Origin of the sequence: Roseivivax lentus (assembly GCF_900156805.1) — a bacterium.
Taxonomy (GTDB): Bacteria; Pseudomonadota; Alphaproteobacteria; order Rhodobacterales; family Rhodobacteraceae; genus Roseivivax; species Roseivivax lentus.
The window spans coordinates 15,010-39,058 of the sequence record NZ_FTOQ01000002.1 but is presented as its reverse complement, the minus strand read 5'-3'; the positions used below and the strand labels follow the sequence as shown (position 1 = coordinate 39,058).

Annotated in this window: 20 protein-coding genes; 4 read left to right on the top strand and 16 right to left on the bottom strand. The window is 68.1% G+C overall.

Annotated elements, in window-relative coordinates; genetic code table 11:
• Positions 1-10: 10 nt before the first annotated feature.
• The 16 genes from BW990_RS03795 to BW990_RS03720 all read right to left on the bottom strand — a co-directional run bounded on the left by BW990_RS03795 (position 11) and on the right by BW990_RS03720 (position 19,685).
• Positions 11-706, bottom strand: a complete 696-nt coding sequence (locus tag BW990_RS03795; RefSeq protein ID WP_076445237.1) for an aspartate/glutamate racemase family protein — start codon at positions 704-706, stop codon at positions 11-13.
• On the bottom strand, positions 706-1,992 hold the full coding sequence (locus tag BW990_RS03790) for a TRAP transporter large permease (protein ID WP_076445235.1): 1,287 nt from the start codon (positions 1,990-1,992) through the stop codon (positions 706-708). The genes BW990_RS03795 and BW990_RS03790 overlap by 1 nt, the downstream gene beginning before the upstream one ends.
• Positions 1,992-2,537 (bottom strand): TRAP transporter small permease, encoded by a 546-nt coding sequence (locus BW990_RS03785; protein WP_234990156.1) that lies wholly within the window; start codon positions 2,535-2,537, stop codon positions 1,992-1,994. Before BW990_RS03785 ends, BW990_RS03790 begins: the two co-directional genes overlap by 1 nt.
• Positions 2,534-3,514 (bottom strand): TRAP transporter substrate-binding protein, encoded by a 981-nt coding sequence (locus BW990_RS03780; RefSeq protein ID WP_076445233.1) that lies wholly within the window; start codon positions 3,512-3,514, stop codon positions 2,534-2,536. The genes BW990_RS03785 and BW990_RS03780 overlap by 4 nt, the downstream gene beginning before the upstream one ends.
• Before the next feature lie 219 nt (positions 3,515-3,733).
• On the bottom strand, positions 3,734-4,582 hold the full coding sequence (locus BW990_RS03775) for a MurR/RpiR family transcriptional regulator (protein ID WP_076445230.1): 849 nt from the start codon (positions 4,580-4,582) through the stop codon (positions 3,734-3,736).
• A 111-nt stretch (positions 4,583-4,693) separates the two neighbouring features.
• A complete protein-coding gene (gene cysG, locus BW990_RS03770) occupies positions 4,694-6,151 on the bottom strand; it encodes a siroheme synthase CysG (protein ID WP_076445228.1) in 1,458 nt (485 codons plus the stop codon).
• A complete protein-coding gene (locus BW990_RS03765) occupies positions 6,148-7,134 on the bottom strand; it encodes a glycosyl transferase family protein (RefSeq protein ID WP_076445226.1) in 987 nt (328 codons plus the stop codon). Before BW990_RS03765 ends, cysG begins: the two co-directional genes overlap by 4 nt.
• Complete coding sequence (locus BW990_RS03760; protein WP_076445224.1) at positions 7,131-9,749, bottom strand: nitrate reductase; 2,619 nt, start codon at positions 9,747-9,749, stop codon at positions 7,131-7,133. The genes BW990_RS03765 and BW990_RS03760 overlap by 4 nt, the downstream gene beginning before the upstream one ends.
• Positions 9,746-10,078 carry a nitrite reductase small subunit NirD gene (nirD, locus tag BW990_RS03755; RefSeq protein WP_076445222.1) on the bottom strand — a complete coding sequence of 111 codons (333 nt, stop codon included), beginning with the start codon at positions 10,076-10,078 and terminating at the stop codon, positions 9,746-9,748. Before nirD ends, BW990_RS03760 begins: the two co-directional genes overlap by 4 nt.
• Positions 10,075-12,510, bottom strand: a complete 2,436-nt coding sequence (gene nirB, locus BW990_RS03750; RefSeq protein WP_076445220.1) for a nitrite reductase large subunit NirB — start codon at positions 12,508-12,510, stop codon at positions 10,075-10,077. Before nirB ends, nirD begins: the two co-directional genes overlap by 4 nt.
• A gap of 5 nt (positions 12,511-12,515) precedes the next feature.
• A complete protein-coding gene (locus BW990_RS03745; protein ID WP_076445218.1) occupies positions 12,516-14,189 on the bottom strand; it encodes an ABC transporter ATP-binding protein in 1,674 nt (557 codons plus the stop codon).
• Between the two features lie 5 nt (positions 14,190-14,194).
• Entirely contained in the window at positions 14,195-15,277 is a 1,083-nt protein-coding gene (locus BW990_RS03740; RefSeq protein ID WP_076445216.1) for an ABC transporter permease, read from the bottom strand.
• 115 nt (positions 15,278-15,392) lie between these two features.
• On the bottom strand, positions 15,393-16,760 hold the full coding sequence (locus BW990_RS03735) for a CmpA/NrtA family ABC transporter substrate-binding protein (protein ID WP_076445214.1): 1,368 nt from the start codon (positions 16,758-16,760) through the stop codon (positions 15,393-15,395).
• Positions 16,761-17,045: 285 nt separating this feature from the next.
• Positions 17,046-18,221: a CmpA/NrtA family ABC transporter substrate-binding protein gene (locus BW990_RS03730; protein ID WP_076445212.1), complete on the bottom strand. Its 1,176-nt coding sequence runs from the start codon at positions 18,219-18,221 to the stop codon at positions 17,046-17,048.
• Positions 18,218-18,802, bottom strand: coding sequence for an ANTAR domain-containing response regulator (locus BW990_RS03725; RefSeq protein ID WP_076445210.1), 585 nt, complete (start codon positions 18,800-18,802; stop codon positions 18,218-18,220). Before BW990_RS03725 ends, BW990_RS03730 begins: the two co-directional genes overlap by 4 nt.
• Before the next feature lie 226 nt (positions 18,803-19,028).
• Positions 19,029-19,685, bottom strand: coding sequence for a GntR family transcriptional regulator (locus BW990_RS03720; protein ID WP_076445208.1), 657 nt, complete (start codon positions 19,683-19,685; stop codon positions 19,029-19,031).
• 165 nt (positions 19,686-19,850) lie between these two features.
• Between BW990_RS03720 and dctP the strand changes: the two genes are divergently transcribed.
• Genes dctP through BW990_RS03700 form a run of 4 tightly spaced genes read left to right on the top strand, consistent with a single transcriptional unit; the run spans position 19,851 to position 24,038 of the window.
• Positions 19,851-20,840: a TRAP transporter substrate-binding protein DctP gene (dctP, locus tag BW990_RS03715; protein WP_076445206.1), complete on the top strand. Its 990-nt coding sequence runs from the start codon at positions 19,851-19,853 to the stop codon at positions 20,838-20,840.
• Between the two features lie 59 nt (positions 20,841-20,899).
• Positions 20,900-21,481: a TRAP transporter small permease subunit gene (locus BW990_RS03710; protein WP_076445204.1), complete on the top strand. Its 582-nt coding sequence runs from the start codon at positions 20,900-20,902 to the stop codon at positions 21,479-21,481.
• Positions 21,481-22,797, top strand: a complete 1,317-nt coding sequence (locus BW990_RS03705; protein WP_076445202.1) for a TRAP transporter large permease — start codon at positions 21,481-21,483, stop codon at positions 22,795-22,797. Before BW990_RS03710 ends, BW990_RS03705 begins: the two co-directional genes overlap by 1 nt.
• Positions 22,794-24,038 carry a malonyl-CoA decarboxylase gene (locus tag BW990_RS03700; RefSeq protein ID WP_076445200.1) on the top strand — a complete coding sequence of 415 codons (1,245 nt, stop codon included), beginning with the start codon at positions 22,794-22,796 and terminating at the stop codon, positions 24,036-24,038. Before BW990_RS03705 ends, BW990_RS03700 begins: the two co-directional genes overlap by 4 nt.
• Positions 24,039-24,049: the final 11 nt, after the last annotated feature.

The window sequence follows — 24,049 nt, the reverse complement described above, 5'->3', positions numbered from 1 at the left end:
GATGCGCGCCTCAGCCGCGGCCCGAGGCGCCCGAGCGCCGGGCAGCGCCCTCGGCGTGGTCGACCGCCACGCTCCGGATCAGGTTGATGGCCGCGCGGGTGCCGTCGATTACCGGCACCGGGCAGTCCCGTGCGAGAACCGGCGCGAGCCCCGCCAGGGGTCCGCCCCCCATCACGATGCTGGCGGCGCCCTTTGCGTGCATCTGCGCGCAGAGCGCGGCCAGCTCCGCGCGGAACCGGTGCTGAACAGTTCCGGGGTCGCCGAAATCGGCGACCGGCACGTGGGAGATACCGATGAGCGCCGCGCCGAGCCCGGCCTCTTCGGCCTTCGCGCGCAGCCCCTCGACCAGCCCCGCACCGAAGGTCACGATCCCGAACGGGCCGCCGAGCGCGCGGGCGGTGGCGAAAGCCGCGCTGGCGATGCCGATCACGGGGATGTCCGCGCGCAGCGCCCGCACCTCCTCGGCGCCGGTATTGCCGAAGGAGGCCAGCACGATGCCGTCGCAGGGGGCGGTATAGTTGCGGACCGTGTCGATGACGGCGCGCTTGGCCTCTTCCGCATCCGCGTCGGTGACGATGAGTTTGGGCCCGAAGGCGGGGCGGGTCGTGGTGAACGCGTCGCCCGGCATCGCGGCGGCCTCGGCGGCCTCGCGGATGCGGTCGGTCACCCCGCGCGAGGTATTGGGGTTGAGGATCAGCAGCCGCATCAGAGGATCACCGACGGCAGCCAGAGCGACAGGGCCGGGAAGAGATTGATGAGCACCAGCGCCACCAGCATCGCGGCGATGAACATCATCATCGACGGGATGATCTTGGCGATGGAGATCCGCGCGATGGCGCAGGTGATCAGCACCACCGACGCGACCGGCGGCGTCTGCTGTCCGATGCCGAGATTGATCGTCAGGATCAGGCCGAAATGCACCCGGTCGATGCCGAGCTGATCCGCCAGCGGCAGAAAGATCGGCACCAGCATCAGGATCGCGGGCGTTCCGTGGATGATCGTGCCCGCGAGCAGGAAGAAGACGTTGATGGCCAGCAGCACCACCCAGTAGTTCTCTGAAATCCCGAGGATGCCCTGCGCGATGTCCTGCGGGATGCGCTGGTTTGTCAGGTACCAGCCGAGCAGGGTCGAGGTCGCGACGATGAACATTAGCATGGCCGAGCGCTTGCCCGCGACGCGCAGCGTGTCGATCAGCGTGCCGAGCCGCACGGTGCGGTAGACCACCGTCGCCAGAACGATGGACCAGAAGGCGGCGATGGCGCCCGCCTCGGTCGCGGTGAAGATGCCGCCGAGGATGCCCGCCAGCACGAGGATCGGCAGGGTCAGCGGGATCGCCGCGTCCTTGCCGGTCTCGGCGACGCGGGCCAGCGAGAACGCGCCTTCGGTCGGGTAGCCGCGGCGGACCGAGATCAGGTAGGCCGTGCCCATGAGCAGGCCGCAGACCAGGAAACCCGGCACGATGCCCGCCGCGAAAAGCTCCGCGATCGAGGCATTGGCGACATAGGCATAGAGGATGAGGTTCAGCGAGGGCGGCACGATGATCGCCATCGTGGCCGAGGTCGAGGTGACGGCGGCGGCGAAAGCGGCCGGGTAGCCGCGCTTGCGCATCTGCGGGATCATCACCGACCCGATGGCCGCGGCATCCGAGGTGGCAGTGCCCGAAATCTCGGAAAAGAAGAGCGATGTCAGAATGTTGACATGCGCGAGCCCGCCCCGGATATGCCCCACGAGCGAGGAGGCGAAGGCGATCAGCTTCTCCGCGATGCGGCCCTGGTTCATGATCTCGCCCGCGATCATGAAGAGGAGTGCGGCGACAAGCAGGTAATTGTTGGCCCCGCCGAAGGGGATGAGGCCGATGATCTGCGGCACGACCGCCGGATCCAGCAGGATCATCACCGACGCCGTCACCCCGAGGACGAAGGCGATCGGCATGCCTGCGATCAACAGGACGACAAGCAGGATCAGGATGATCCATCCGGGCTCGAGAAACATCACGCGTCGCTTTCGGGCAAGAGGTCCATGGGGTCGATCCGGCCCGTCGCGATGGCGACGAGGCGGACCGCGCAGAACAGCGCGATCAGCGCGCCGCCAAGCGGCATCGCGCCGCGAAACAGCACCATCGGCGCGTCGACCGAGATCAGCGACCGGGCGCCGAAACTGGCCGCGGCGATCCCGCCATACCAGGCCAGAAGCGCCCCGAACGCCCCCATCAGGATGAGGTTGAGCGCCGTGACTAGGCGCTGCAGGCCCCTCGGCATCACGCGCAGCACCGCGTCGAAGCCCAGATGCTCGTTCGTCCGGGTGAGGTAGGCCGCGCCGATGAAGGTGAGCATGGCCAGAAGCTGCGCGGGCAGCTCCTCGCCCCAGGACACGCTGTCATTGAGGATGAACCGGGCGAGGACCGCCCAGTTCAGAAGCAGCAACAGAAGACCGGCAAGCGCCACCACCGCCGCGTCGAGCAGCGCGCCAAGCCAGCGGTCCGCCGTCAGGATGGCTTTTTCCAAGCGGTGCATGACGATCCCCTGTCCGGTGCTCATTCGATGCCGAGGGCGGCCTTGGTCTCGGCGATCATGTCGGCGCCGATGACGTCCACGAAGGTCGGGCTTTCGTAGAGCGGTGCCGCGGCGGCCTGGAAGGCGGCGAAGTCGATCTCGTTGATCTCGAGCTTGTCGGCCAGCGCCTCGATGGTCTTGGCATCCGTGGTCTCGCCCCATTCGAAGGTCCAGGGCGCGACCTCCCTGGCGACCGAAAGCACGGTCTCGCGCAGGTCGTCGTCAAGCGAGGCGAGGAACGGCTCCCCGATGACGAGGAAGGTCGGCAGATAGACGTGGTTGGACAGCGACATGTAGTCCTGCACCTCAAAGAGCTTGGCGGTATCGACCACGTTGGCGGGGTTTTCCTGCCCGTCGATGGTGCCCTGATCGAGCGCGGAATAGACCTCGCCGAAGGACAGGGGCGTGGCATTGGCGCCGAGCGTGTTGAACATCTCGACCCGCTGGCGGTTGGTGGGCGTGCGGATCTTCAGCCCGTCGAGATCCGCGGGCGTGACCACCGGGCGCACGTTGTTGGTGATCTGGCGGAAGCCGTTGTCCCACACCGCCGCGAGCACCATGCCGGTGCCGTCGAAGCCGTCGGCGAGCATCTCGCCCGCGGGGCTGTCGATGAAGGTCTGCACCGCGGCGCGGTCCTCGAAGAGATAGGGCAGGTCGAAGATCGAGGTGCGGGTGTTGATCTGCGACACCGCCGAGGCCGACAGCGAGGCCTGGTGCGTGCCGAAGCCGAGGCCCTGCAGCACGTCCTCTTCCTTGCCCAGCGTGTTGGACATGAAGATCTGCACGTCGATTTCATCGGGCGCCGCGGCTTCGAGGCGGCTTTCGTATTCCTGCAGGAAGACATGCGCGAAGGAGCCTTCGGGCAGCGACGAGTTGATCTGCATGACGGTTTGCGCCGAGGCGACGGCGGGCAGCATGACGGCGCCGGCTACGGCAATCAGGCTTGCACGGGAGATGGTCATTTCACGGTCCTTTCAATGAGGTTTGGCGAAGGGCGAATCGAACGCGGGGCGTGAAATCAAGTTTTCACAGATATTATCTTGAGAAAAAATATTTACTCAAGTTTCTATCCCGCAAAGCCGCGAACGCCGCAAATTGCGGCAGAATCCGGGGATCGGCTGCGGAGATTTGGGCATTTCGCAAAGCGGTCGGGCGGCGCGGCTGGCGTCCGGAGAGGCGGCTCAAAGCTCGTCGAAGCGCCGGTGGCCTTCCTCGATGGCCGCCATGCGGCTGCGGCCGGCCGCACCCGACAGCTCGATCACGCGGGCGCCGACGAGGTTGCAGACCGCCATGCTGGCCACGTGGTTCATCAGCGGTGCGGTGGTCGAGGTGGCGCAGGTCAGGTGCCAGTCCGCGTCGGCCAGATCGGGGCTCAGGCGGTCCTCGAGCACGGCGAGCGCCGCCCGCGCCTGCCGCGCCGCCGCCGCCACGGCCGCCACGAGCTTCGGCTTGCGGCGCAGCGCGATCAGCATGACCACGTCGCGTTCGGTCAGCGAGGCGAGGCTCTCCGCCAGCGTCTCGCCGGCGCGGGGCAGCACGGTGACATTGGCCAGAACCTGCGAGGTCTGCCATCCGAGATATTGCGCGAAGGATTGCCCGGCGCGGAAACCGATGAACCAGACCCGCGGCGCGGCGATCATCGCATGGGCAAGCGCGTCGATCGTGGCATCGTCGAGCGCGCCATAGGTCAGTTCGAGGTTCTGCTGCGAGGCCTCGAAATGCCGCGCCACCTCGCCGTTGCCCGCAGGCGTGCTGGCGGAAAACCGCAGCAAGGCCGTGCCGTCGCGCTGCTCGTCCCGGACCGCGCGCCGCGCCTCGTCGAAGGAGGCGTAGCCGATCCGGCGCACGAAGCGCGACACCGTCGCATTGGAGACATTCGCAAGCTCCGCAAGCTCGGTCGCGGTATATCCCGCCATCTCGCCGGGGAAATCGAGCACGAGCTCGGCCAGCTTTCGCTCGCTCGGGTGGAGGTCCGGCAGCGCGTCGTTGACGCGCGCGAGGAAGGGCTTGATCGGGTCAGGAGGCGCCATGAAAGCAGGATGCGGACATCGGCGGAGATCGTAAACCGATTTGTGAGCACGGGGGCTTCCGGTGTCCCGCTGCGCGAGGATCGTTGCGCGCCTCCGCCCTGCCCGGCGGTCTCATGCCGGGATCGACACCGCCTCTGCACGGGCGTGGGGCAGCAGGGGCCGGACCCTGTCCTGCATGTTGCGTTCCGCGATAGCGGGTCCGGCTGCTGCGGCGGCGGGCTTCTTCAGCGCAATCAGGATCATCGCGCAGCCGGTGATCCGGGCCGCGCGCAGATCGCGCGCCATGGCGCCCACATTGGTGCGAAGATGCCTCTGGGCGGATTTCGTGGCCTCCACGACCACCTCGACGGGCGTTTCGGCGGGGATGTCGCGCGCGCGCAGCGCCTCCGCGATCCGTCCTGCATTGGCGACGGCCATGTAGAAGGCGAAGGCGGTGCCGGGGCGGATATGCGGCGTGACATCGGCCATGGCGCCGTCCTCGTGCAGCTGGCCGGTGGTCAGGACCAGCGTATCGGTCTCGCCGCGCGTGGTGAGCGGCAGGCCGATCGCCGCCGCCGCGCCGCTCGCCGCGGTGACGCCGGGCACGATCTCGACCGGGATATCCGCGCCCCGCGCCGCGGCCAATTCGTCCGAAAGCCGCCCGAAGATGCCGGGATCGCCGGATTTGAGCCGTACGACGCGGCGGCCCTTGCGCGCCTCGGCCACGATGACCTGGTTGATCTTGTCCTGCGGCCAGGCATTGGCCCCGGGACATTTGCCGACGAAGACGCGCTCCGCGTCGCGGCGGGCGAGTTCCAGCACCTCCGGATCGACCAGCCGGTCATAGAAGATCACGTCCGCCTCCTGCAGGCGCGCCACCGCGCGCAGGGTCAGAAGATCGCGCGCGCCGGGACCCGCGCCCACCAGCGCGATAGAGCCGCCCGGGGCCGCGGCGGGCGGACCGCCCGCCGCGATGGCCGCCTTGATAGCCGCCGCCGCTTCGCGCTCCGCCCCCCGGCACCAGGCGTCGCGAGGCGGTCCGGAAAAGACCCAGGCCCAGAAGGCGCGCCGCCGGGGCCGGGCCACGCAATGCGCGACCGCGTCCCGCATCCGGCCCGAAAAGGCGGCAAGCCCGCCCAGATTGGCGGGCAGGATTTCTTCGATCCGGGTCTTGATCTGGCGGGCCAGGACCGGCGCGGTGCCCTCGGTGCCGATCGCCACCACCACCGGGTCGCGATCCACCAGCGACGGCGTGGTGAGATCGCAGAGCGCGGGCTGGTCCACCACGTTGACCGGACAGCGCGCCGCCCGCACCAGCGCGTGAAGCGCGGCGTCGAGACCGGGACAGCCCGTGGCGACGAAGGCCATCGCCGCATCCTCGAAAAGCGCGGGCGTGATGGCGCCCGCGTGATGCGCCGCTCGGCCCGAGGTCACGACGCCCTGCAATTCGGGCTCGAGGTCGGGCGCCGCGAGGATCAGCCGCGCGTCCGTCTTCAGCATCAGCCGCATCTTCTGCGCGGCCTGTTCGCTACCGCCCAGGATGACGACGCGCCGCCCGCTGGTGCGGATGAACATCGGGAAACTCTTCATGACATCGCTCCTTCTTCGGATGGCTGGGCTGGAAGCGGGCGGCGCTGCTGCCAGAGGCTTCGCGCCTCGACGGGCGCGCCAAGGGTCTCGAGCGCGAGATCGGCGGTGGACAGCACGATGGCCTCGGCGAAGGGATCGCGCCGGCGCCCCGACCACAGATCGACCAGCGCATTGGGCGCGTCGGACGCGTCCGCAAGCCGCCGATGCGCGTCGAGACGCTGGCCCGTCCGGCCCTGCCACGGCGCGCCGGCGCGCAGGCCGAAAACCTCGATATCCTTCGCGGGATGATGTTCGAACTCGCCGCCGCCGCCTTTCAGCACAGTGAGGTCCGCGAGCCCCAGAAGGCCTGCCGCATCGGCCTGCAGCGTCCGGTAGGGCGGATGGAACACCCCCTGCACAGCGGCGCGGGCGCCCGCGGGGTTCAGCATCCGCAACACGGTGTTGATGCAGGAGCGCAGACCGAGCAGGTCGCGCAGGCCCAGGAGCGCCATGAGCGGCGGCGACAGCTTTTCGAGCGGCAGATAGGCGATGCGCTTCTCGCCGAGCGCGCGGGAGGCGGCGGAGGGCGTGTCGGCCACCGGGATGGAGAGCGGCCCCAGCGCCGCGCGCAGGCTCGCCGCGTCGCGCTGGTGGCTGTTCCAGCCATGCAGGAGCACCGGGTATCCCGCCTCTGCCACCAGCCGCGCGGACAGCAGGAACCACGGCAGCCCGCGCGTCCGCCCCGCGGCATAGCTGGGCCAGTCGAGCGCCGGGCGCGGGCCGCTCCAGGCGGGCAGCGCCTGCCGGGCGGCTTCGGCGAAACCGGCGATTTCCCCGGCGGTTTCGCCCTTCATGCGCAAGAGCATCAGGATCGCCCCGATGGCGGCGCTGTCGGCCTCGGCCTCGAGCATGAGGGTCATCGCCGCGCGGGCCTCGGCCCGGGTGAAGCCGCGCGCCCGGCCTTGCCCGCGGGCGAGGATGCGGACATAGGGCGCGAGGCTCATTCGGCGGCCTCCCGGCGCATCGCCGCGCCCAGAAGGGCCGCGATCTCGGGCCGGCAGGAGCCGCAATTGGTGCCCGCAGACAGGGCAGCACCCACCGCCGCGACATCCATCAGGCCGCGCGCCTCGATCGCGGTCAGGATCGTGTTGACGCCGACGTTGAAGCACGAACAAAGCGTCGGGCCCGGATCGGGCACATGCGCAGGCGCGCGCCCGGTCAGCACCTGCCCGGGCTCCGTGCCGGGCCGGGTCGCGAGGTGCTCGCGTTGCAGCGCCAGCGGTTCGGGCCCCACGAAGAGCGCCGCGAGCAGGCGGTGCGCGTCGTCCTGAAATGCGATCCTGGCGATGCCGCGATCCGCGTCGATCAGGCTTTGGGCCGCGGCCTCAGGCAAACCGAAAAGCCCGCGCGCCCAGCCTTCCCAGTCGGCCAGCGGCGCAGCACCCGCAAGCTCCACCCGCCAGCCGGTCTGGCTGCGCGCCCGGGCCCAGTACTCCGTATCGGGCGCAATCGGCCCGGACGCCACCGCGAAGCCGTAGAACGCGGCCCCGAACGGGCGCAGCGCGCAGACCGAGGCCTTGCTTTCGGGCTGGCCCGAGATCGGGTCCGTGACCGCCGCCACCAGCGCGTCGATCCGGGCCGAGGGCGCGGTCTCGCCGGTCCAGTGCATCGGCGCGAAGACCTCGCCCGACTGCACCCGGTCGGTGAGCAGCGCACGCAGGATCGCGCGGCCGGTGGGGCTCGTGACTTCGACAAGCGTGTCTGGGGCGATGCCCAGCGCGGCGGCATCCGCGGGATGCAGCTCGACGAAGGGTTCGGCCAGATGCGCGGACAGGCGCGGCGAGAGCGCGGTGCGCGTCATCGTGTGCCATTGGTCGCGGATGCGCCCGGTGTTCAGGCGGAACGGAAAGCGCGGCGCAAGGCGCGCGGCGGGCGGGCGGTGGCGCACCGGGATCATCCGCATCTTGCCATCGGCGTGAAACGACCGCCCGTCGGCGAAGAACCGGCCGCCCTGGCGCGCGGCGATGGGCCAGCGTTGCGGGGCGAAATCGTCATAATCCTGCGTGGAAATGCCGGCGAGGCCCGAGATGTCGAAATCGAGCCCGAAGCCCCCGGCGATCCCCGACAGGGCGGCGTGTTCGCGGAAGATCTCGACGGGATGGGCGTAGTCGAACGCCATGCGCCAGCCGAGGCGGCGGCCCAGCTCGGCCATCTGCCACCAATCGGGGCGCGCGGCACCGGGGGCGCGACGCACCGCGCGCTGGCGCGAAATGGTGCGGTCGGAATTGGTCACCGTGCCGCTTTTCTCGGACCAGGCGCTGGCGGGCAGAAGCACGTCGGCGAGCCGCGCCGTATCCGTCTCGGCGGTGATGTCGGAGACCACGGCGAAGCTGCTGGCGCGGATCGCCGCGCGCACCGCATCGGCTTCGGGCAGGGTCACGGCGGGGTTGGAATGCATCACCCAGAGCGCCTTGATGCGCCCGTCGGCCACCGCCTCGAACATCTCGACGGCCTTCAGGCCCGGCGCTTCGGGCATGGCGGGCGCGTCCCAGAAGGTCTGGACCGCGGCGCGGTGGGCCGGGTCCTCGAGGCTCATGTGGCAGGCCAGCATGTTGGCAAGCCCCCCGACCTCGCGCCCGCCCATGGCGTTGGGCTGGCCGGTGACGGAAAACGGCCCCATGCCGGGCCTGCCGATCCGCCCGCTGGCAAGGTGGCAATTGAGGATCGCGTTGACCTTGTCGGAGCCCGAGGCGGACTGGTTCACGCCCTGGCTGAAGATCGTCACGACCTTTTCATGCGCGAGCCACATCCGGCAGAACTGCGCGACCTGCGCGGGATCGAGCCCCGTGGGATCGAGCGTGCCGCCCATCGCCGCTTCCAGCGTTTGCGCGAAGCCGTCGACATGGCGCAGATATGCCGCGTCGAGCGCGCCGCCCTCGTAGAGCGCCACCAGCAGGTGGCTGAAGAGCGCCACGTCAGAGCCGATGGCCAGCGGCAGGTGCAGATCGGCCCCGTCGCAGGTCGCGGTGCGGCGCGGATCAACGACGACGATCTTCGTGCTGCGACGGGCCTTCGCGGCAAGCACGCGCTGGTGCAGGACCGGGTGGCACCAGGCGAGGTTCGAGCCGACGAGCACGATCAGGTCCGCCGCGTCCAGATCCGCGTAGGTGCCCGGCACCGTGTCGGTGCCGAAGGCGCGGCGGTGCCCGGCCACGGTCGAGGCCATGCAAAGCCGCGAATTGGTGTCGATATTGGCCGAGCCGATGAAGCCCTTCATCAGCTTGTTGGCGACGTAGTAATCCTCGGTCAGCATCTGGCCCGAGACGTAGAAGGCCACGCTGTCCGGGCCGTGTTCGGCGATGGCGGCGCGGAACTTGCCCGCCACCAGCTCCATCGCGGTGTCCCAATCGGTGGCCTGCCCGCCGATCTGCGGCTGCAGAAGCCTGCCCGCGAGCCCCACGGTCTCGCCCAAAGCCGCGCCCTTCGAGCAGAGCCTGCCCCGGTTGGCCGGATGATCCGGATCGCCCGCGACCGTGATGCCGCCTCCGGCCTCGGGCGACAGCAGGACCCCGCAGCCCACCCCGCAATAGGGACAGGTGGAGCGGACCGGGGCCGTCACGCCGCGCTCCGCCGTCCGAGTGCCGCGGCGTCGATGAGGATGCGCCCGGCCTCGACGCGGACCGGGAAGGTCGCGATCACGCCCTCGTCGGCCCCCTGCGCCGCGCCGGTCTCGAGCGAGAAGACCCAGTTGTGCAGCGGGCAGGTCACCTTGCGGTCATGCACGATCCCTTCGGACAGCGGACCGCCCCGGTGCGGACAGCGGTCCGAGGTGGCGAAGACCTCCTCGGGATCGGTGCGGAAAAGGGCCACGCAGCCCATCCGCGTCTTGACGATCCGCGCACCGCGCAGGGGTATGTCGTCGAGGGCGCCGATGTCGATCCAGCTCATTCCGCGGCCTCCAGGGTCAGGTCGGCCATGGGCGCGAACCGGCGCGCGGCCTCGGGCGTCGCGCGCTCCGCCCAGGGGTCTTTCTGGTAGATGCTCTGGCTCAGGTCGAAGCGCGCGACGAGCGCCTGCCGCGTCGCATCGTCGGCAAGCTGCGCGCGCACCCAGTCGAGCCCCACCTTCGCGGTCCACTTGTAGGCCCGGTCGAGATATTTCGCGTGCTCGCGGTAAAGCTGCAGGAAGGCCACGATCCATTCGACGGTCTCGTCCTCGGTGGCGGCATCGTGCAGGCGTTCGACCTCCTTCACGTCCATGCCCGCGGCACCCGAGACCCCGATCTGGAAGCCGCTGTCGACGCAGATCACGCCCACATCCTTGCAAGTCGCCTCGGCGCAGTTGCGCGGGCAGCCCGACACGCCGAGCTTGACCTTGTGCGGCGTCCAGGACCCCCAGAGCCGCTTTTCCAGCGTGATGCCGAGCCCGGTGCTGTCCTGCGTGCCGAAGCGGCACCAATCGGTGCCGACACAGGTCTTCACCGTGCGCAAACCCTTGGTATAGGCATGGCCCGAGACCATGCCGGCGGCGTTGATATCCGCCCAGATCGCGGGCAGGTCCTGCTTCCGCACGCCCAGAAGGTCGATGCGCTGACCGCCGGTGACCTTGATTGCGGCGCCGTACTTGTCGGCGGCATCGGCGATGGCGCGCAGCTCGGCGGCATTGGTCATCCCGCCCCACATGCGCGGCATGACCGAATAGGTGCCGTCCTTCTGGATATTGGCGTGGTTGCGTTCGTTGACGAAGCGCGATTGCGGATCGTCGCGATAATCCAGCGGCCAATCCGCCAGCAGGTAGTAATTGATCGCCGGGCGGCAGACATGGCAGCCGTTGCGGGTCTTCCAGCCCAGCTCCTGCCAGACGGCCTCCTGGCTTTTCAGCGGATGGCTCTTGATGAGGCGGCGGACATCCTCGTGGGTGAGGTCGGTGCAACCGCAGACGGGCTGCGCCACCGGCAGGGCGAAGGCATCGCCCAGCGTGGCGGCGAGCACCTGTTCCACCAGCCCGGTGCAGGTCCCGCAGGAGGCCGAGGCCTTGGTCACGGCGCGCACGCCGCCCAGATCGACCGCGCCCTCGGCGATCGCCGCCTCGATGCGGCCCTTGCAGACGCCGTTGCAGCCGCAGATTTCTGCGTCAGCCGGCAAGGCTGCAACGGCGGCCAAAGGGTCCGCGCCGGTCCCTCCCTGATAGGCGGGCCCGAAGATCAGCATCTCGCGCATGTCCGAGACGTCGCGACCCTCCCGGATCAGCCCGAAGAACCAGTTGGCATCGGCCGTGTCGCCGTACATCACCGCGCCGATCAGGCGGTCCTTCTCGAGGACGAGGCGCTTGTAGACGCCGCGGGCGGGGTCGCGGAAGACGATGTCCTCGCGGCCCGGGCCCTCGGCGAAATCGCCCGCCGAGAACAGATCGCAGCCGGTGACCTTGAGCTTGGTGGAGAGCTCCTTCTGCCGGAAGGCCGCGTCGTCCTCGCCCGCCAGCACCGCCGCGAGGACCTTGGCCTGGTCGTAAAGCGGCGCCACCAGCCCGAAAAGCGCGCCTTCATGTTCGACGCATTCGCCGAGGGCGAAGATATCGGCGTCGGAGGTGCAGAGCCGGTCGTCCACATGGATGCCGCGCCCCACGGCGAGCCCCGCCGCCGCGGCCAGCGCGACGTTGGGCCGGATGCCCACGGCCATGACCAGAAGATCGCAGGGCAGTTCCTCGCCGTCCTCGAGCTGCAGCGCGCGGACCTGTCCGTCCTGGCCGAGGATCTGCCTCGAATTGGTCGAACAGCGCACCTTGATGCCGCGATCCACCAGTTCCTTGCGCAGAAGGTATCCCGCCGCCGCGTCGAGCTGCCGCTCCATCAGGTGGCCCATCAGGTGCACCACGGTCGTGTCGACGCCGCGGGCATGCAGGCCCGCCGCGGCCTCGAGGCCCAGAAGCCCGCCGCCGATCACCACGGCGCGCGCGCCGGGGGCGAGCGCCATCATCCGCTCGGTGTCGTCGAGGTCGCGATAGGCGATCACCCCGTCGAGGTCGTGGCCCGGCATCGGGATGATGAAGGGCTGCGATCCGGTGGCGATCACCAGCTTGTCATAGGCCAGGACCTCACCCGTCTCGGAGGTCACGGTCCGGGCGGCGCGGTCGATGGCGGCGACCTTTTCGCCGAAGCGGCAGGTCACACCATGGGCGGCGTACCAGGCGTCGTCATGGGTGACGATCTCGTCATAGGTCTTTTCGCCCGACAGGACCGGCGACAGCATGATGCGGTTGTAGCAGCCGCGCGGTTCGGCGTTGAACAGCGTGACCTGCCAGTCCCCGCCCGCCTCGAACAGGTGTTCGAGCAGACGGCCAGAGGCCATGCCGGCCCCGATCACGATAAGGGATTTGGGCATTCGTCTCACTCCGCAGCGATGGGCTTTTGCACCGCCGGGCGGGGCGCGGGCGTCGCGCCATGCTCGTATTCCTGCAGGAAATCGAGCACGTCCTGGCGGTAATTGTAGTAATCGGGATGTTCGAGCAGCGCCTTGCGGCTGCGCGGGCGCGGCAGGTCCACGTCGATGATCCGGCCGATGGTGGCGCGCGGACCGTTGGTCATCATCACCACGCGGTCGGCCAGAAGGATCGCCTCGTCCACGTCATGGGTGACGCAGATCGCGGTGACGCGGGTCGCGGCCCAGACCTCCATCAGGACTTCCTGCAATTCCCAGCGCGTCAGGCTGTCGAGCATGCCGAAGGGTTCGTCGAGAAGCAGTAGCTTGGGGCTGAGCGCGAAGGCCCGGGCGATGCCCACGCGCTGCTTCATGCCGTTCGACAGATCCTGCGCGGGCTTGTTCATCGCATGGGCGAGGCCCACCCGTTCGAGGTAATACTCCACCACCTCCTGCCGCTCGGCGCGGCTGGCCTGCGGGTAGACCCGGTCCACGCCGACGGCGACGTTTTCCCGCGCGGTGAGCCAGGGAAAGAGCGAGGGCGACTGGAACACGACCGCGCGTTCGGGATCGGCGCCCTCCACGTGGCGGCCGTCGAGCTTGATCGCGCCCTGCGAGATGTCGTTGAGCCCCGCCGCCATGGTCAGCACGGTGGATTTGCCGCAGCCCGAATGGCCGATGAGAGAGACGAATTCCCCCTTGTCGATCTTGAGGTCGAAATCCTCGACAACCGTCAGCGGCCCCTTGGGCGTCGGGTAGACCTTGTGGAGTTCCGAGAAATCGAGGAACCGCGTGTCGATCATGCCCTTGGCGGATTTCGCCTGCGCGGCGGGCAGGCCGTGGATCGGGGTGACCTTGGGCAGGCGGCGCGTCTCCTCGATCTTGGCGGCGATGCCCACATCCATCAGGTAGGTCGTGACCTCGGCGCGCAGCGCCTTGAAGGCGGCGTCGTGGTTCATCGCGGTGCGGTCGCGCGGCCGCGGGATCGCGACGGGAAATTCCGCGCCCAGCGTGCCGTCGGGGTTCAGCGCCACGATCCGGTCGGCGAGGATCAGCGCCTCGTCCACATCGTTGGTGATGAGCACGCAGGTCTTGCGGTCGGCCTCCCAGATGCGCTCGATCTCGTCGGCGAGGTTGGCGCGGGTCAGCGCATCGAGCGCCGAGAGCGGCTCGTCGAGGAGCAGCATCTCCGGATCCATGGCCAGCGCGCGGGCGACGTTGACGCGCTGGCGCATGCCGCCCGACAATTCCGCCGGTCGCCGGGACGCGGCGTGGCTGAGCCCCACCATCTCGACGTAATGCGCGACCTTCTCGGTCCTTTCCCGGCCCGAAAGCTCCGGAAAGACGGTGTCGACCGCGAGGCGCACATTGCCCGCCACGGTCAGCCACGGCATCAGCGAATAGTTCTGGAAGATCACGCCGCGTTCGGGCCCCGGCCCGGCGACGGGCTTGCCCTTGAAGAGGACGCGGCCCGCGCTCGGCGTCTCGAGCCCAGCCATGAGGTTGATCAGCGTGGTCTTGCCGGTGCCCGAGAAGCCGAGGATCACCAGGAATTCGCGCTCGGCCACCGCGAGGTCGATGCCGTTCAGGACCGGCGTCTCGCCGTATCCCTTTGAGACGTTGTCGAAGGACAGGATGCTCATGCCGCTCACCGCTGGTTCGAGAAGGTGAAGGCGGCCTGGACCGCGTACATCAGCCGATCGAGCAGGAAGCCGATGATGCCGATGGTGAAGACTGCGACCATGATCCGCGCGAGCGAGGTCGAGGAGCCGTTCTGGAACTCGTCCCAGACGAACTTGCCGAGGCCCGGGTTCTGCGCCAGCATCTCCGCGGCGATCAGCACCATCCAGCCCACGCCGAGCGACAGGCGCAGCCCGGTGAAGATCAGCGGCAGGGCCGAGGGCAGAACGAGCTTCAGGATCTTGGTCCGCGTCGTCATCTTGAGCACCTTGGAGACGTTGACCAGGTCCTTGTCGATCGAGGCCACGCCCAGGGCGGTGTTGATCAGCGTCGGCCAGAGCGAACAGAGCGTGACGGTGATCGCCGAGACCAGGAACGACTTCTCGAAGAGGCCATCATTGGTCACGTAGACCGCCGAGACGATCATCGTGACGATGGGCAGCCAGGCCAGCGGGCTGACCGGCTTGAAGATCTGGATGATCGGGTTCAGCGCCGCATTGGCCGTGGGCGAGAGCCCCGCCATGATCCCCAGCGGCACCGCGACCAATGTGGCGACGAGAAAGCCGAAGAAGACCGTGCCGATCGAGGTGCGGATCTGCTGGTAGTAGGACGGCGCCCCGGTATAGGCGACGGTCTTGACCTCGTCGCCGCGGCCCGCCTCGATCAGGCGCTGGTTGCGCGCCTCGAGCATGGTCTCGAACTTCTCGCGGCTCTCGCCGGTGCGCACGGCGTCTTCGTGCAGGCCCACCGCCTCCTGCCAGACCTGCGCGGGCCCCGGCACCGCGCCGAGCGAGGTCTGGACCTGCGGCGCCAACACGCCCCAGGCCAGAAGGAAGCCAAGGATCGCCAGGAGCGGCACGCCGAGGAGGCGCCAGATCTCCCGGCCCTGGGCGCGGGGATTGTCCCCCGCGGCGGCGCGCAACAGCGGCGTGAGCCAGCCGAGGCCCAGCACGGTGAGCCAGGCATCGGCCTTGTTGATGCGGGTGAAGCGCGCGGCCCGGCGGGCGTCGCGGGCCTCTTGATCGAGCGTGGAGGGGTCGACGGCGGTCATGCGGATCTCCGAAGTCGGGAGGGAAAGTGGGGAGCTCCTCGAGCCCGTCCGGGCTCTCCTCGCCGCGCGAGGACGCCCGCAAGGGCGGAGGAGCGGCTCTGCGTCGGGGTCGGGATCAGCCCTGGATGTCGTTGCCCACGACCTTCTGCGCGCCCTTCAGGCCGATCTCGAGGCTGTCGAGATAGGCGTTGGGCTGGCGGCCGTCATAGCCGATGCCGTCGATGACATCCTCGGCGGGCGTGGCGGCCTTGTAGCCATCGCTGTCCCAGGGGAAATCGGCCGCATCGGCGAGACCCTCGTCGACCAGAAGGCGCGCGGCCTCGAGGTAGATCTCGGGTTTGTACACCGATTTCGCGACCTCGTCGTACCAGCTGTCGGGCTTGGCCTCGCCGATCTGGCCCCAGCGGCGCATCTGGGTGAGGTACCAGACCGCGTCCGAGTAGAACGGATAGGTCGCGTTGTAGCGGAAGAAGACGTTGAAGTCGGGCACCTCGCGCACATCGCCCTTCTCGTATTCGAAGGTGCCGGTCATCGAATTGGCGATCACCTCGTAATCGGCGCCGACATATTCGGGCCGTGACAGGATCTCGACCGCCGCTTCGCGGTTGGCGTTGTCGTTCTCGTCGAGCCAGATCGCGGCGCGTATGAGCGCCTTGGTCACCGCGAGCGTGGTGTTGGGGTTTTCCTGCGTGAAGGCGGCGGTCAGGCCGAAGACCTTTTCGGGATTGTTCTTCCAGATCTGGTAATCGGTGATGACCGGCACGCCGATCCCCTTGAAGACCGCCTGCTGGTTCCAGGGCTCGCCCACGCAATAGCCGTGGATCGTGCCGGCCTCGAGCGTGGCGGGCATCTGCGGCGGCGGCGTGACGGACAGGAACACATCGGCATTGATCTGCCCGGTGGCGTCGCCCTGCCCGTAATAGCCCGGGTTGAGCCCGCCCGCTGCCAGCCAGTAGCGCAGCTCGTAATTGTGGGTCGAGACCGGGAAGACCATGCCCATGTTGAAGGATTCGCCCCTGGCGCGGAAGCTTTCGACCACCGGGACCAGCGCCTCGGCCGAGATCGGATGCTGCGGGCGGCCATCCTCCATGGTGGGAATGTTGGGCTTCATCATGTCCCAGACCTCGTTCGACACGGTGATGCCGTTGCCGTTGAGATCCATCGAGAAGGGCGTGACGATATGCGCCTCGGTGCCGTAGCCGATCGTGGCCGCAAGCGGCTGGCCCGCGAGCATGTGCGCGCCGTCGAGCGTGCCGTCGACCACCCCGTCGAGCAGCACCTTCCAGTTGGCCTGGGCCTCGAGCGTGACGAAGAGGCCCTCGTCGAGGAAATACCCGTTTTCATAGGCCACGGCGAGCGGCGCCATGTCGGTCAGCTTGATAAAGCCGAAGGTCAGCTCGTCCTTTTCCAGCTCCAGCATCTGCGCGAAGGCGGGGCTGGCCAGTGCGGTTGTGGCCACGAGGCCAAAGAGAAATTGCTTCATGTCTGTTCCCATTGATCTGGCCGGAACAAGGCCGGCCAACACGTAAAAAGCCGCTGACGCGCTCCGCCCGGAAGGGGCAGAGGGTCGAGCGGCTTTGCTCAGAATCCCGGTCGTTCGAGAATGCGTGTCGTGGCGAGCACCGTTGCCTGCCAGCCCCGTCAGCGTTCATCAGGGCACGCGGTCCTGCAAGACCCGGGCCCGCATTTTTTCGCCCTCGCCGCAATGCAGCACAAACTTTCGGCTGAATTTGCGCCGAGGCCGCGCCCTTCGGTCAAAAAACGGGCGTCAGTGAATCTCCGGATCGAAGAGCCCGCCATCGAAGAAGCGGTTGCGGCCCAGCCGCAGCGGTCCGCGCGCGCCCGCGGAGGGCGAATCCCCGGCCAGCGCGCCCTCGACCCGGGCGGAGGCCGCGGGCAGGTTGACGCCCAGGGGCGCGAGGGCCGCGCGGTGCAGGTCGCTGCGGAAGATGCGCGCGGCCTTCTGCGCCGCACCGGCCCGGTCGAGGCCCATCCGCCCGGCAAGCTGGCTGCCGATCCAGGCCGCCTGACTGCGCCAGGGAAAATGCGCGACCCCCTCGTGGAAGACCACGAAGCGCGCCACCGAACGTTCCTCGCCCGAGGCGCGGATGGTGAAGTGGCCCTTCATCGCGCGCTCGATCAGGTCCGCGCCGACGCCCAGATATTGCGGCCGCGACAGCAGTTCGGCCGCCAGCGACCGCGCGTCGTCATCCTCCAGCCACTGGCCCGCGCGCCAGACGGCCCGGATCAGCCGGGCGGAGAGGTCGGGTTCGCTCTCGGCCCAGCCGGTGCGCATGGCCAGCACCTTTTCCGGCGCGAAGGACCAGATCGCGGCGCCGGGCAGAAGCAGCGTCGCCACCTTTTCGAACACCGCCTGCGAGGCCCATGGCTCGCCCACGCAGAAGGCGTCGATCTCGCCCGCGCGCATGGCGTCGGCCATCAGCGGCGGCGGCAGGGTCCGCACCGTCAGGCTTTGCGGGCTGGGCAGGCCCAGCGCCGAGAGCCAGTAGAAGACGAGCTCCGCGTGCATCGCGAAGGGAAAGGGCACGCCGATCCGCAGGGGCTTCGGCGCGGCCGCGATCAGGGCGCGACCCGCCGCACCGGCATCGGCGAAATCGTAGTCGTGCCCCGCCGCGTCGAGCCGTTCGGCCAGCGCATCGCTGATGCCGATCATCGTGCCGTTGACCGACAGCACCGACACGGCCTCGAACCCGACGCTGCCGCCCCCCAGACCCAGCGCGTTGGCCACCGGGATCGGGGCCAGCATGTGGGCCGCGGCCACCTGCCCCACCGACAGCGCATCGCGCAGCGCCGACCAGGAGGGCGAGCGGTGCAGATCGAGCGCGATGCCCTCGGCGGCGGCGAAGCCCATCTCCTGTGCCGCGATCAGCGGCGCGGCATCGACCAGCGGCACGTATCCGACCGGGATCGGAACCGTCCTCATTTCAGCAGGTCCGATGCGGTGACCAGCGCCTCGGCCACGTCGGCGATGCGGCGGTTCTTGTCCATCGCAGTGCGCCGCAGCAGCGCGTAAGCCTCTTCCTCGGTGATCCCGCGCGCCCGGATCAGCAGGCCCTTGGCGCGGTCGATCACCTTGCGTTCCTCGAGCGCGCGCTTGGTCTCCGCAAGCTCGGTGCGCATCCGCTGGACCATGTGGAACCGCGCGATCGCGGCATCGAGCACCGGCTTCACCCGCGCCTGCGTCAGACCGTCGACCACGTAGGCCGAGAGCCCCGCCTCGATCGCCGCGGTGGAGAGCCCCTCGTCGCTGCGATCCACGAAAAGCGCCACGGGCCGGTCGAGCGGCGCGGAGGCCAGCGCCAGTTCCTCGAGGATATCGCGGGAGGGATCGGCCACATCGACCAGCACCACGTCGGGATTGTGCAGCGCGATCTGGCGCGCGAGGGCGGCGCGTTCGGCGACCACGTGGATGTCGAAATCCCCCGCCTCGCGCAGCGCATCGACGATCAGCCGCGCGCGGGCGGGATCGGGCTCCACAACGACGATGGTCAGGGACGCGGTCATGTCTGCGACCTCCGCCAAGCCTGCCCGGAAATGCAAATCATATGTGGGGCGCGAGGGGGCCGTGTGGGGCTGCGGCGCGGCACATGACTAAAAATCAGTCACCCAAACCCTTGTTCCGTCGCGGGGATTGTTCCTGCGGCGGGGCGCGGGTGCCGGTTCGCGGCCTCGAAACGTCGCGCGGCCCCTCCCCCGCCGTAGCACCGTCGCTGAACGCGGGGCATGCCCACTATTCCGCCGCCGTCTTCAGCGTCGCGATCAGGTGGTGGAACTTGTCGCCCTGCACGGCGATATGCTGGCGCGTGACGTTTGCGGCGGTTTCGGGATCGCCATCGCTCAGCGCCTTGAGGATGCTCTCATGCTCGGACATGGATTGCCGCAACCGTCCGCGCAGCCTCAATTGCAGGCGCCGGAAGGGTTTCAGACGGCGATGCAGCCGGGTCGCCTCGGCCTCGAGGAAACTGTTGCCGGATTGGGCATAGATGATCTGGTGGAAGCGCTCGTTGGCGCGGTAATACCGGTCGGCATCCTTGTCCTGCAGGGCCCGCTCGCATTCCTCGTTGGTGTCCACGAGCTCCTTCAGCGCGGCGTCCGAGATCCGCTGGGCGGCGAACCTGGCGGCGGCGGCTTCGAGTTCCGCCATCACCTCGAACATCTCCAGCAGCTCGATGGCGCCGGGCTGGCGCACGAAGACGCCGCGCCGGGGGATCCGCTCGGCCAAACCGGCCTGCGTGAGCCGCTGGAGGGCCTCGCGGATCGGTGTCCGGGAGACCGAAAACCGTTTGGCAAGCTGCACTTCGTCCAGCCGGTCGTTATCGGCGAATGTCCCCTCGAGGATCATTTCCTCGAGATGGTCCGCGATGACGTTCGGATGCGTCTTGGACATTCCGTTTCCCACTTCGCCCTTCCCAAAGCGCCCGTCCCGAAGCACCTGTATCGCGGGACTTTTTATACACGTGCGTAGACCTTGTATACAAAAACTTGACTATTGTTCACCCGACGGCAATTAATCGTCACCGGTGCCGAGTCGGCGCCACCGAGGGAGGAACTCATGAAGATCAATTTCACCGCGGCAATCGCCGCCGCGGCCATGATGGCCGCATCCACGACCGCGCTTTTCGCCCAGGAGCTGCGGCTGTCCCATCAATGGTCCGACAGCGACGTGCGCCACCAGGTCGCCAAGATCGTGGCGGATGAAGTCGCCGCGGCGGATGTGGGCCTCGAGATCCGGATTTTTCCGACGCAATCGCTGTTCAAGGCGCGCGAGCAATACACCCCGCTGTCGCGCGGCCAGCTCGACATGACGGTTCTGCCGCTGTCCTATGCCGGTGGCCAGCAGCCCGCCTACAACCTCACGCTGATGCCCGGCCTCGTGAAGAACCACGACCATGCCGCGCGCCTGAACGAAAGCCCGTTCATGGAAGCGATCGAGGCGAAGATGGCCGAAGATGACGTGATGGTCCTCGTGCACGGCTATCTCGCCGGGGGCTTTGCCGGCAAGGACGAGTGCATCACCGGACCCGAGGACATGAGCGGCAAGCAGACCCGCGCGGCGGGCAAGGCGTTCGAGCAGATGCTGGCGGGCGCCGGTGCCTCCATCGCGTCGATGTCGTCGTCGGAAATCTACAACGCCATGCAGACCGGCGTTCTGGACGCGGCCAACACCTCGTCCTCGTCCTTTGTCAGCTACCGCATCTACGAGCAGGTCGCCTGCTACACCCCGGCGGGCGAATACGCGCTGTGGTTCATGTACCAGCCGCTCTTGATGAACAAATCCACCTTCGACGACCTGTCGCCCGAGCAGCAGCAGGCGCTGCTGGACGGCGCGGCCAAGGCCGAGGCCTTCTATCTCGAAGAGGCCAAGAAGGAAGACGCGGCCAGCCGCGAGGTCTTCGAGCAGGCCGGCGTCGAGATCGCCGAGATGACCGAGGCCGATTTCAACGCGTGGCGCGCGCTGGCGCAGGAGACCTCCTACAAGGCCTTCGTCGAAGAGACCCCCGGCGGTCAGGAGCTGCTCGATCTCGCACTTTCGGTCGACTGACCGATGCACCGGGGCGGCGATGACGCCGCCCCTTCACGTTCCGGGATCAGGAGACCATCGTGGCGGGTACCCCAGGCATCACTGTCGCAAAGACGGGCGGCAACAAGTTTCTACGTCTCGTGGCGGCGATTTCCACGCTGGCGGGATGGATTTCCGCGGGCATGATCGTCGCCGCGGTGGCGATCACCTGCCAGATGATCTTCATCCGGTTCGTGATGAACGGATCGACCGTCTGGCAGACCGAAGCGGTCATCTACCTCGTGATCGCGGCCACCCTGCTGGGGCTGCCTTACGTCCAGCGCCTGCGCGGGCATGTGAATGTCGATCTGATCCCGATCTGGCTGGCCCCGAAGGCGCGCTACGTCCTGTTCGTGTTCACCATGTCGCTCTCGATCCTGATCGTCGGCACGATGCTGTTCTATGGCTTCGAATACTGGCACTTCGCCTGGGAGCGGGGCTGGCGGTCGGACACGGTCTGGGGCGTGCGGCTGTGGATCCCCTACCTCGCCCTGCCCGTCGGTTTCGCGCTTCTGATGCTGCAACTGGTCGCCGACCTGATCGCCGTGCTGCTGCGCATCGAAGACCCGTTCGGCCTCGATGAATTCAGCGGGCTCGACAGCCGCACCACGGGAGGCGTCTGATGGATCCGCTGCTTCTTGGCGCATTGGTCGCCGTCTTCACCATTCTCGTGCTGTTCTCGGGCATCTCCGTGGCGCTCGGGCTGCTCGTGGTCTCGGCCGGTTTCCTCATCGTCTTCGACGGCATGCGGTCGCTGGAACTGATGCCGGAGATCCTGTTCGGCAAGCTCAACAATTTCGCCCTGCTGTCGATCCCGATGTTCATCATCATGGGCTCGTCGATCGCATCGACCCGCGCGGGCGCGGATCTCTACGAGGCGCTGGAGCGCTGGCTGACCCGCGTGCCCGGCGGGCTCGTGATCTCTAATCTCGGGGCCTGCGCGCTCTTCTCGGCGATGTCCGGATCGAGCCCCGCCACCTGTGCCGCCATCGGCAAGATGGGCATTCCGGAAATGCGCAAGCGGGGCTATCCCGACGGTGTGGCCGCGGGCTCCATCGCGGCGGGCGGCACCTTGGGCATCCTGATCCCGCCCTCGGTCACGATGATCGTCTACGGCATCGCCACCGAGACCTCGATCGGCCGGCTGTTCCTGGCGGGCGTCTTCCCCGGCCTGATGCTGGTCGGCCTCTTCATGGCCTGGTCGCTTTATTCCACCTGGCGCTCGGGCAACATGGCGGTGCTGGCATCCACCACCTATTCCTGGCGCGAGAAGGTCGAGATCCTGCCCCGCGTCCTGCCGTTTCTCGCGATCATCCTCGGCGTGCTCTACGCGATGTATGGCGGGATCGCGACGCCGTCCGAGACCGCCGCCGTGGGCGCACTTCTCTGCCTCGTGATCGCGATGGTGATCTACAAGCTCTGGAACCCCGCCGACCTCTGGGTCGTGCTGCGCGACAGCACGAAGGAATCGGTGATGATCCTGTTCATCATCGCCGCGGCGGGCGTGTTCAGCTACATGCTGTCGTCGCTGTTCATCACGCAATCCATCGCCGCCTGGATCGGAACGCTGGACGTGAACCCCTGGGTGCTGATGGCGGCGGTCAACGTGTTCCTGCTGATCGCGGGCTTCTTCCTGCCGCCGGTGGCCGTGATCCTCATGGCCGCGCCGATCCTGTTGCCGATCATCACCACGGCGGGCTTCGATCCGATCTGGTTCGCGGTGGTCCTGACCATCAACATGGAGATCGGGCTCATATCGCCCCCGGTCGGGCTCAACCTTTACGTCATCAACGGCATCGCCCCGGACATCAAGCTGAAGACGATCCTCGCCGGGTCGATGCCCTATGTGGCCTGCATGGTGATCGCGATCATCCTGCTGTGCCTCTTCCCGGGTATCGCGACCTGGCTGCCGGACGCCGTGATGGGCACCGCCATATGACCCTGCTGGCCGATCTTCTCTCGACGGTGTTTGAGCGGCGCCACCGGCTGGCGCGCACCGGGTCGCGCGACGACCGTCCGATCGAGGCGCTGACCGCCGAACTGATCGGCGCCTCCGTGGAGGCCTCGGGCCTCGCGGTCGCGCGCAGCCTGCTGGAGCGCTACGCGGAGATGGACGATGCCGCCAAGCGCGGCTTCTTCCATCATCTCGCCCGCGACATGAATATTGACGAGTCCGAGGTGCAGCGCGCGCTGGAGGCCTATGCCCGCGAACAGACCAAGGCGACCTATCGCAGCTTTATGCAGGCTGCCGAGCCGCCGCGTCAGGAACTCATTCGACGGCTCAACCAGGTGCCCGGGGCGACCGCGGCCCTTGTGGGCATGCGCGCCGACCTGTTGCGGCTGAGCGGCGACGAGGATGCGCTGCACGCGCTCGACCTCGATTTCCGGCATCTCTTCGCAAGCTGGTTCAACCGCGGCTTTCTGGTCCTGCGCCCGATCAACTGGGGCAGCCCGGCCTTCATCCTCGACAAGATCATCGATTACGAGGCGGTCCACCGGATCGACAGCTGGGACGACCTGCGCCGCCGGCTCGAGCCGACCGACCGGCGCTGTTTCGCCTTCTTCCATCCGGTGATGCCGGACGAGCCACTGATCTTCGTCGAAGTGGCGCTGACGCGCGGCGTGCCCGGCTCGATCCAGGGGCTTTTGGCGGAATCGCGAGACATGATCGAGGCCGAGGATGCCGATACGGCGGTGTTCTACTCGATCTCGAATTGCCAGGAGGGACTGGCCAGCATTTCCTTCGGTCATTCGCTCATCAAGCAGGTCGCGGCCGACCTGTCTGCGGAACTGCCCACGCTCGAGACCTTCGTGACCCTGTCGCCGATCCCCGGCTTCGCGCATTGGCTGGCCGATCAGGACATCGCCGTCCAGCCCGACGACACCGACCGGGTGCGCGCTCTCGCGGCGCATTACCTGTTCGACGTGAAGCGCTCCGACGGCCTGCCGCGCGATCCCGTGGCGCGGTTCCACCTCGGCAACGGCGCCGTTCTGCACCAGGTCCATGCGGCCGCGGATCTGTCCGAGAACGGGCTGGAGCAATCGAAAGGCGCCATGGTCAACTATCTTTACGATTTCGAGAAGGTGGCCCGAAACCTCGAAGGCTTCGCGGTCGCGCAGACGATCGCAGCCTCGCAGGAGGTGCGGGCCCTGGCGGCGGCGGCCCGGAAAGCCGCGTGATGGGAAAGGGA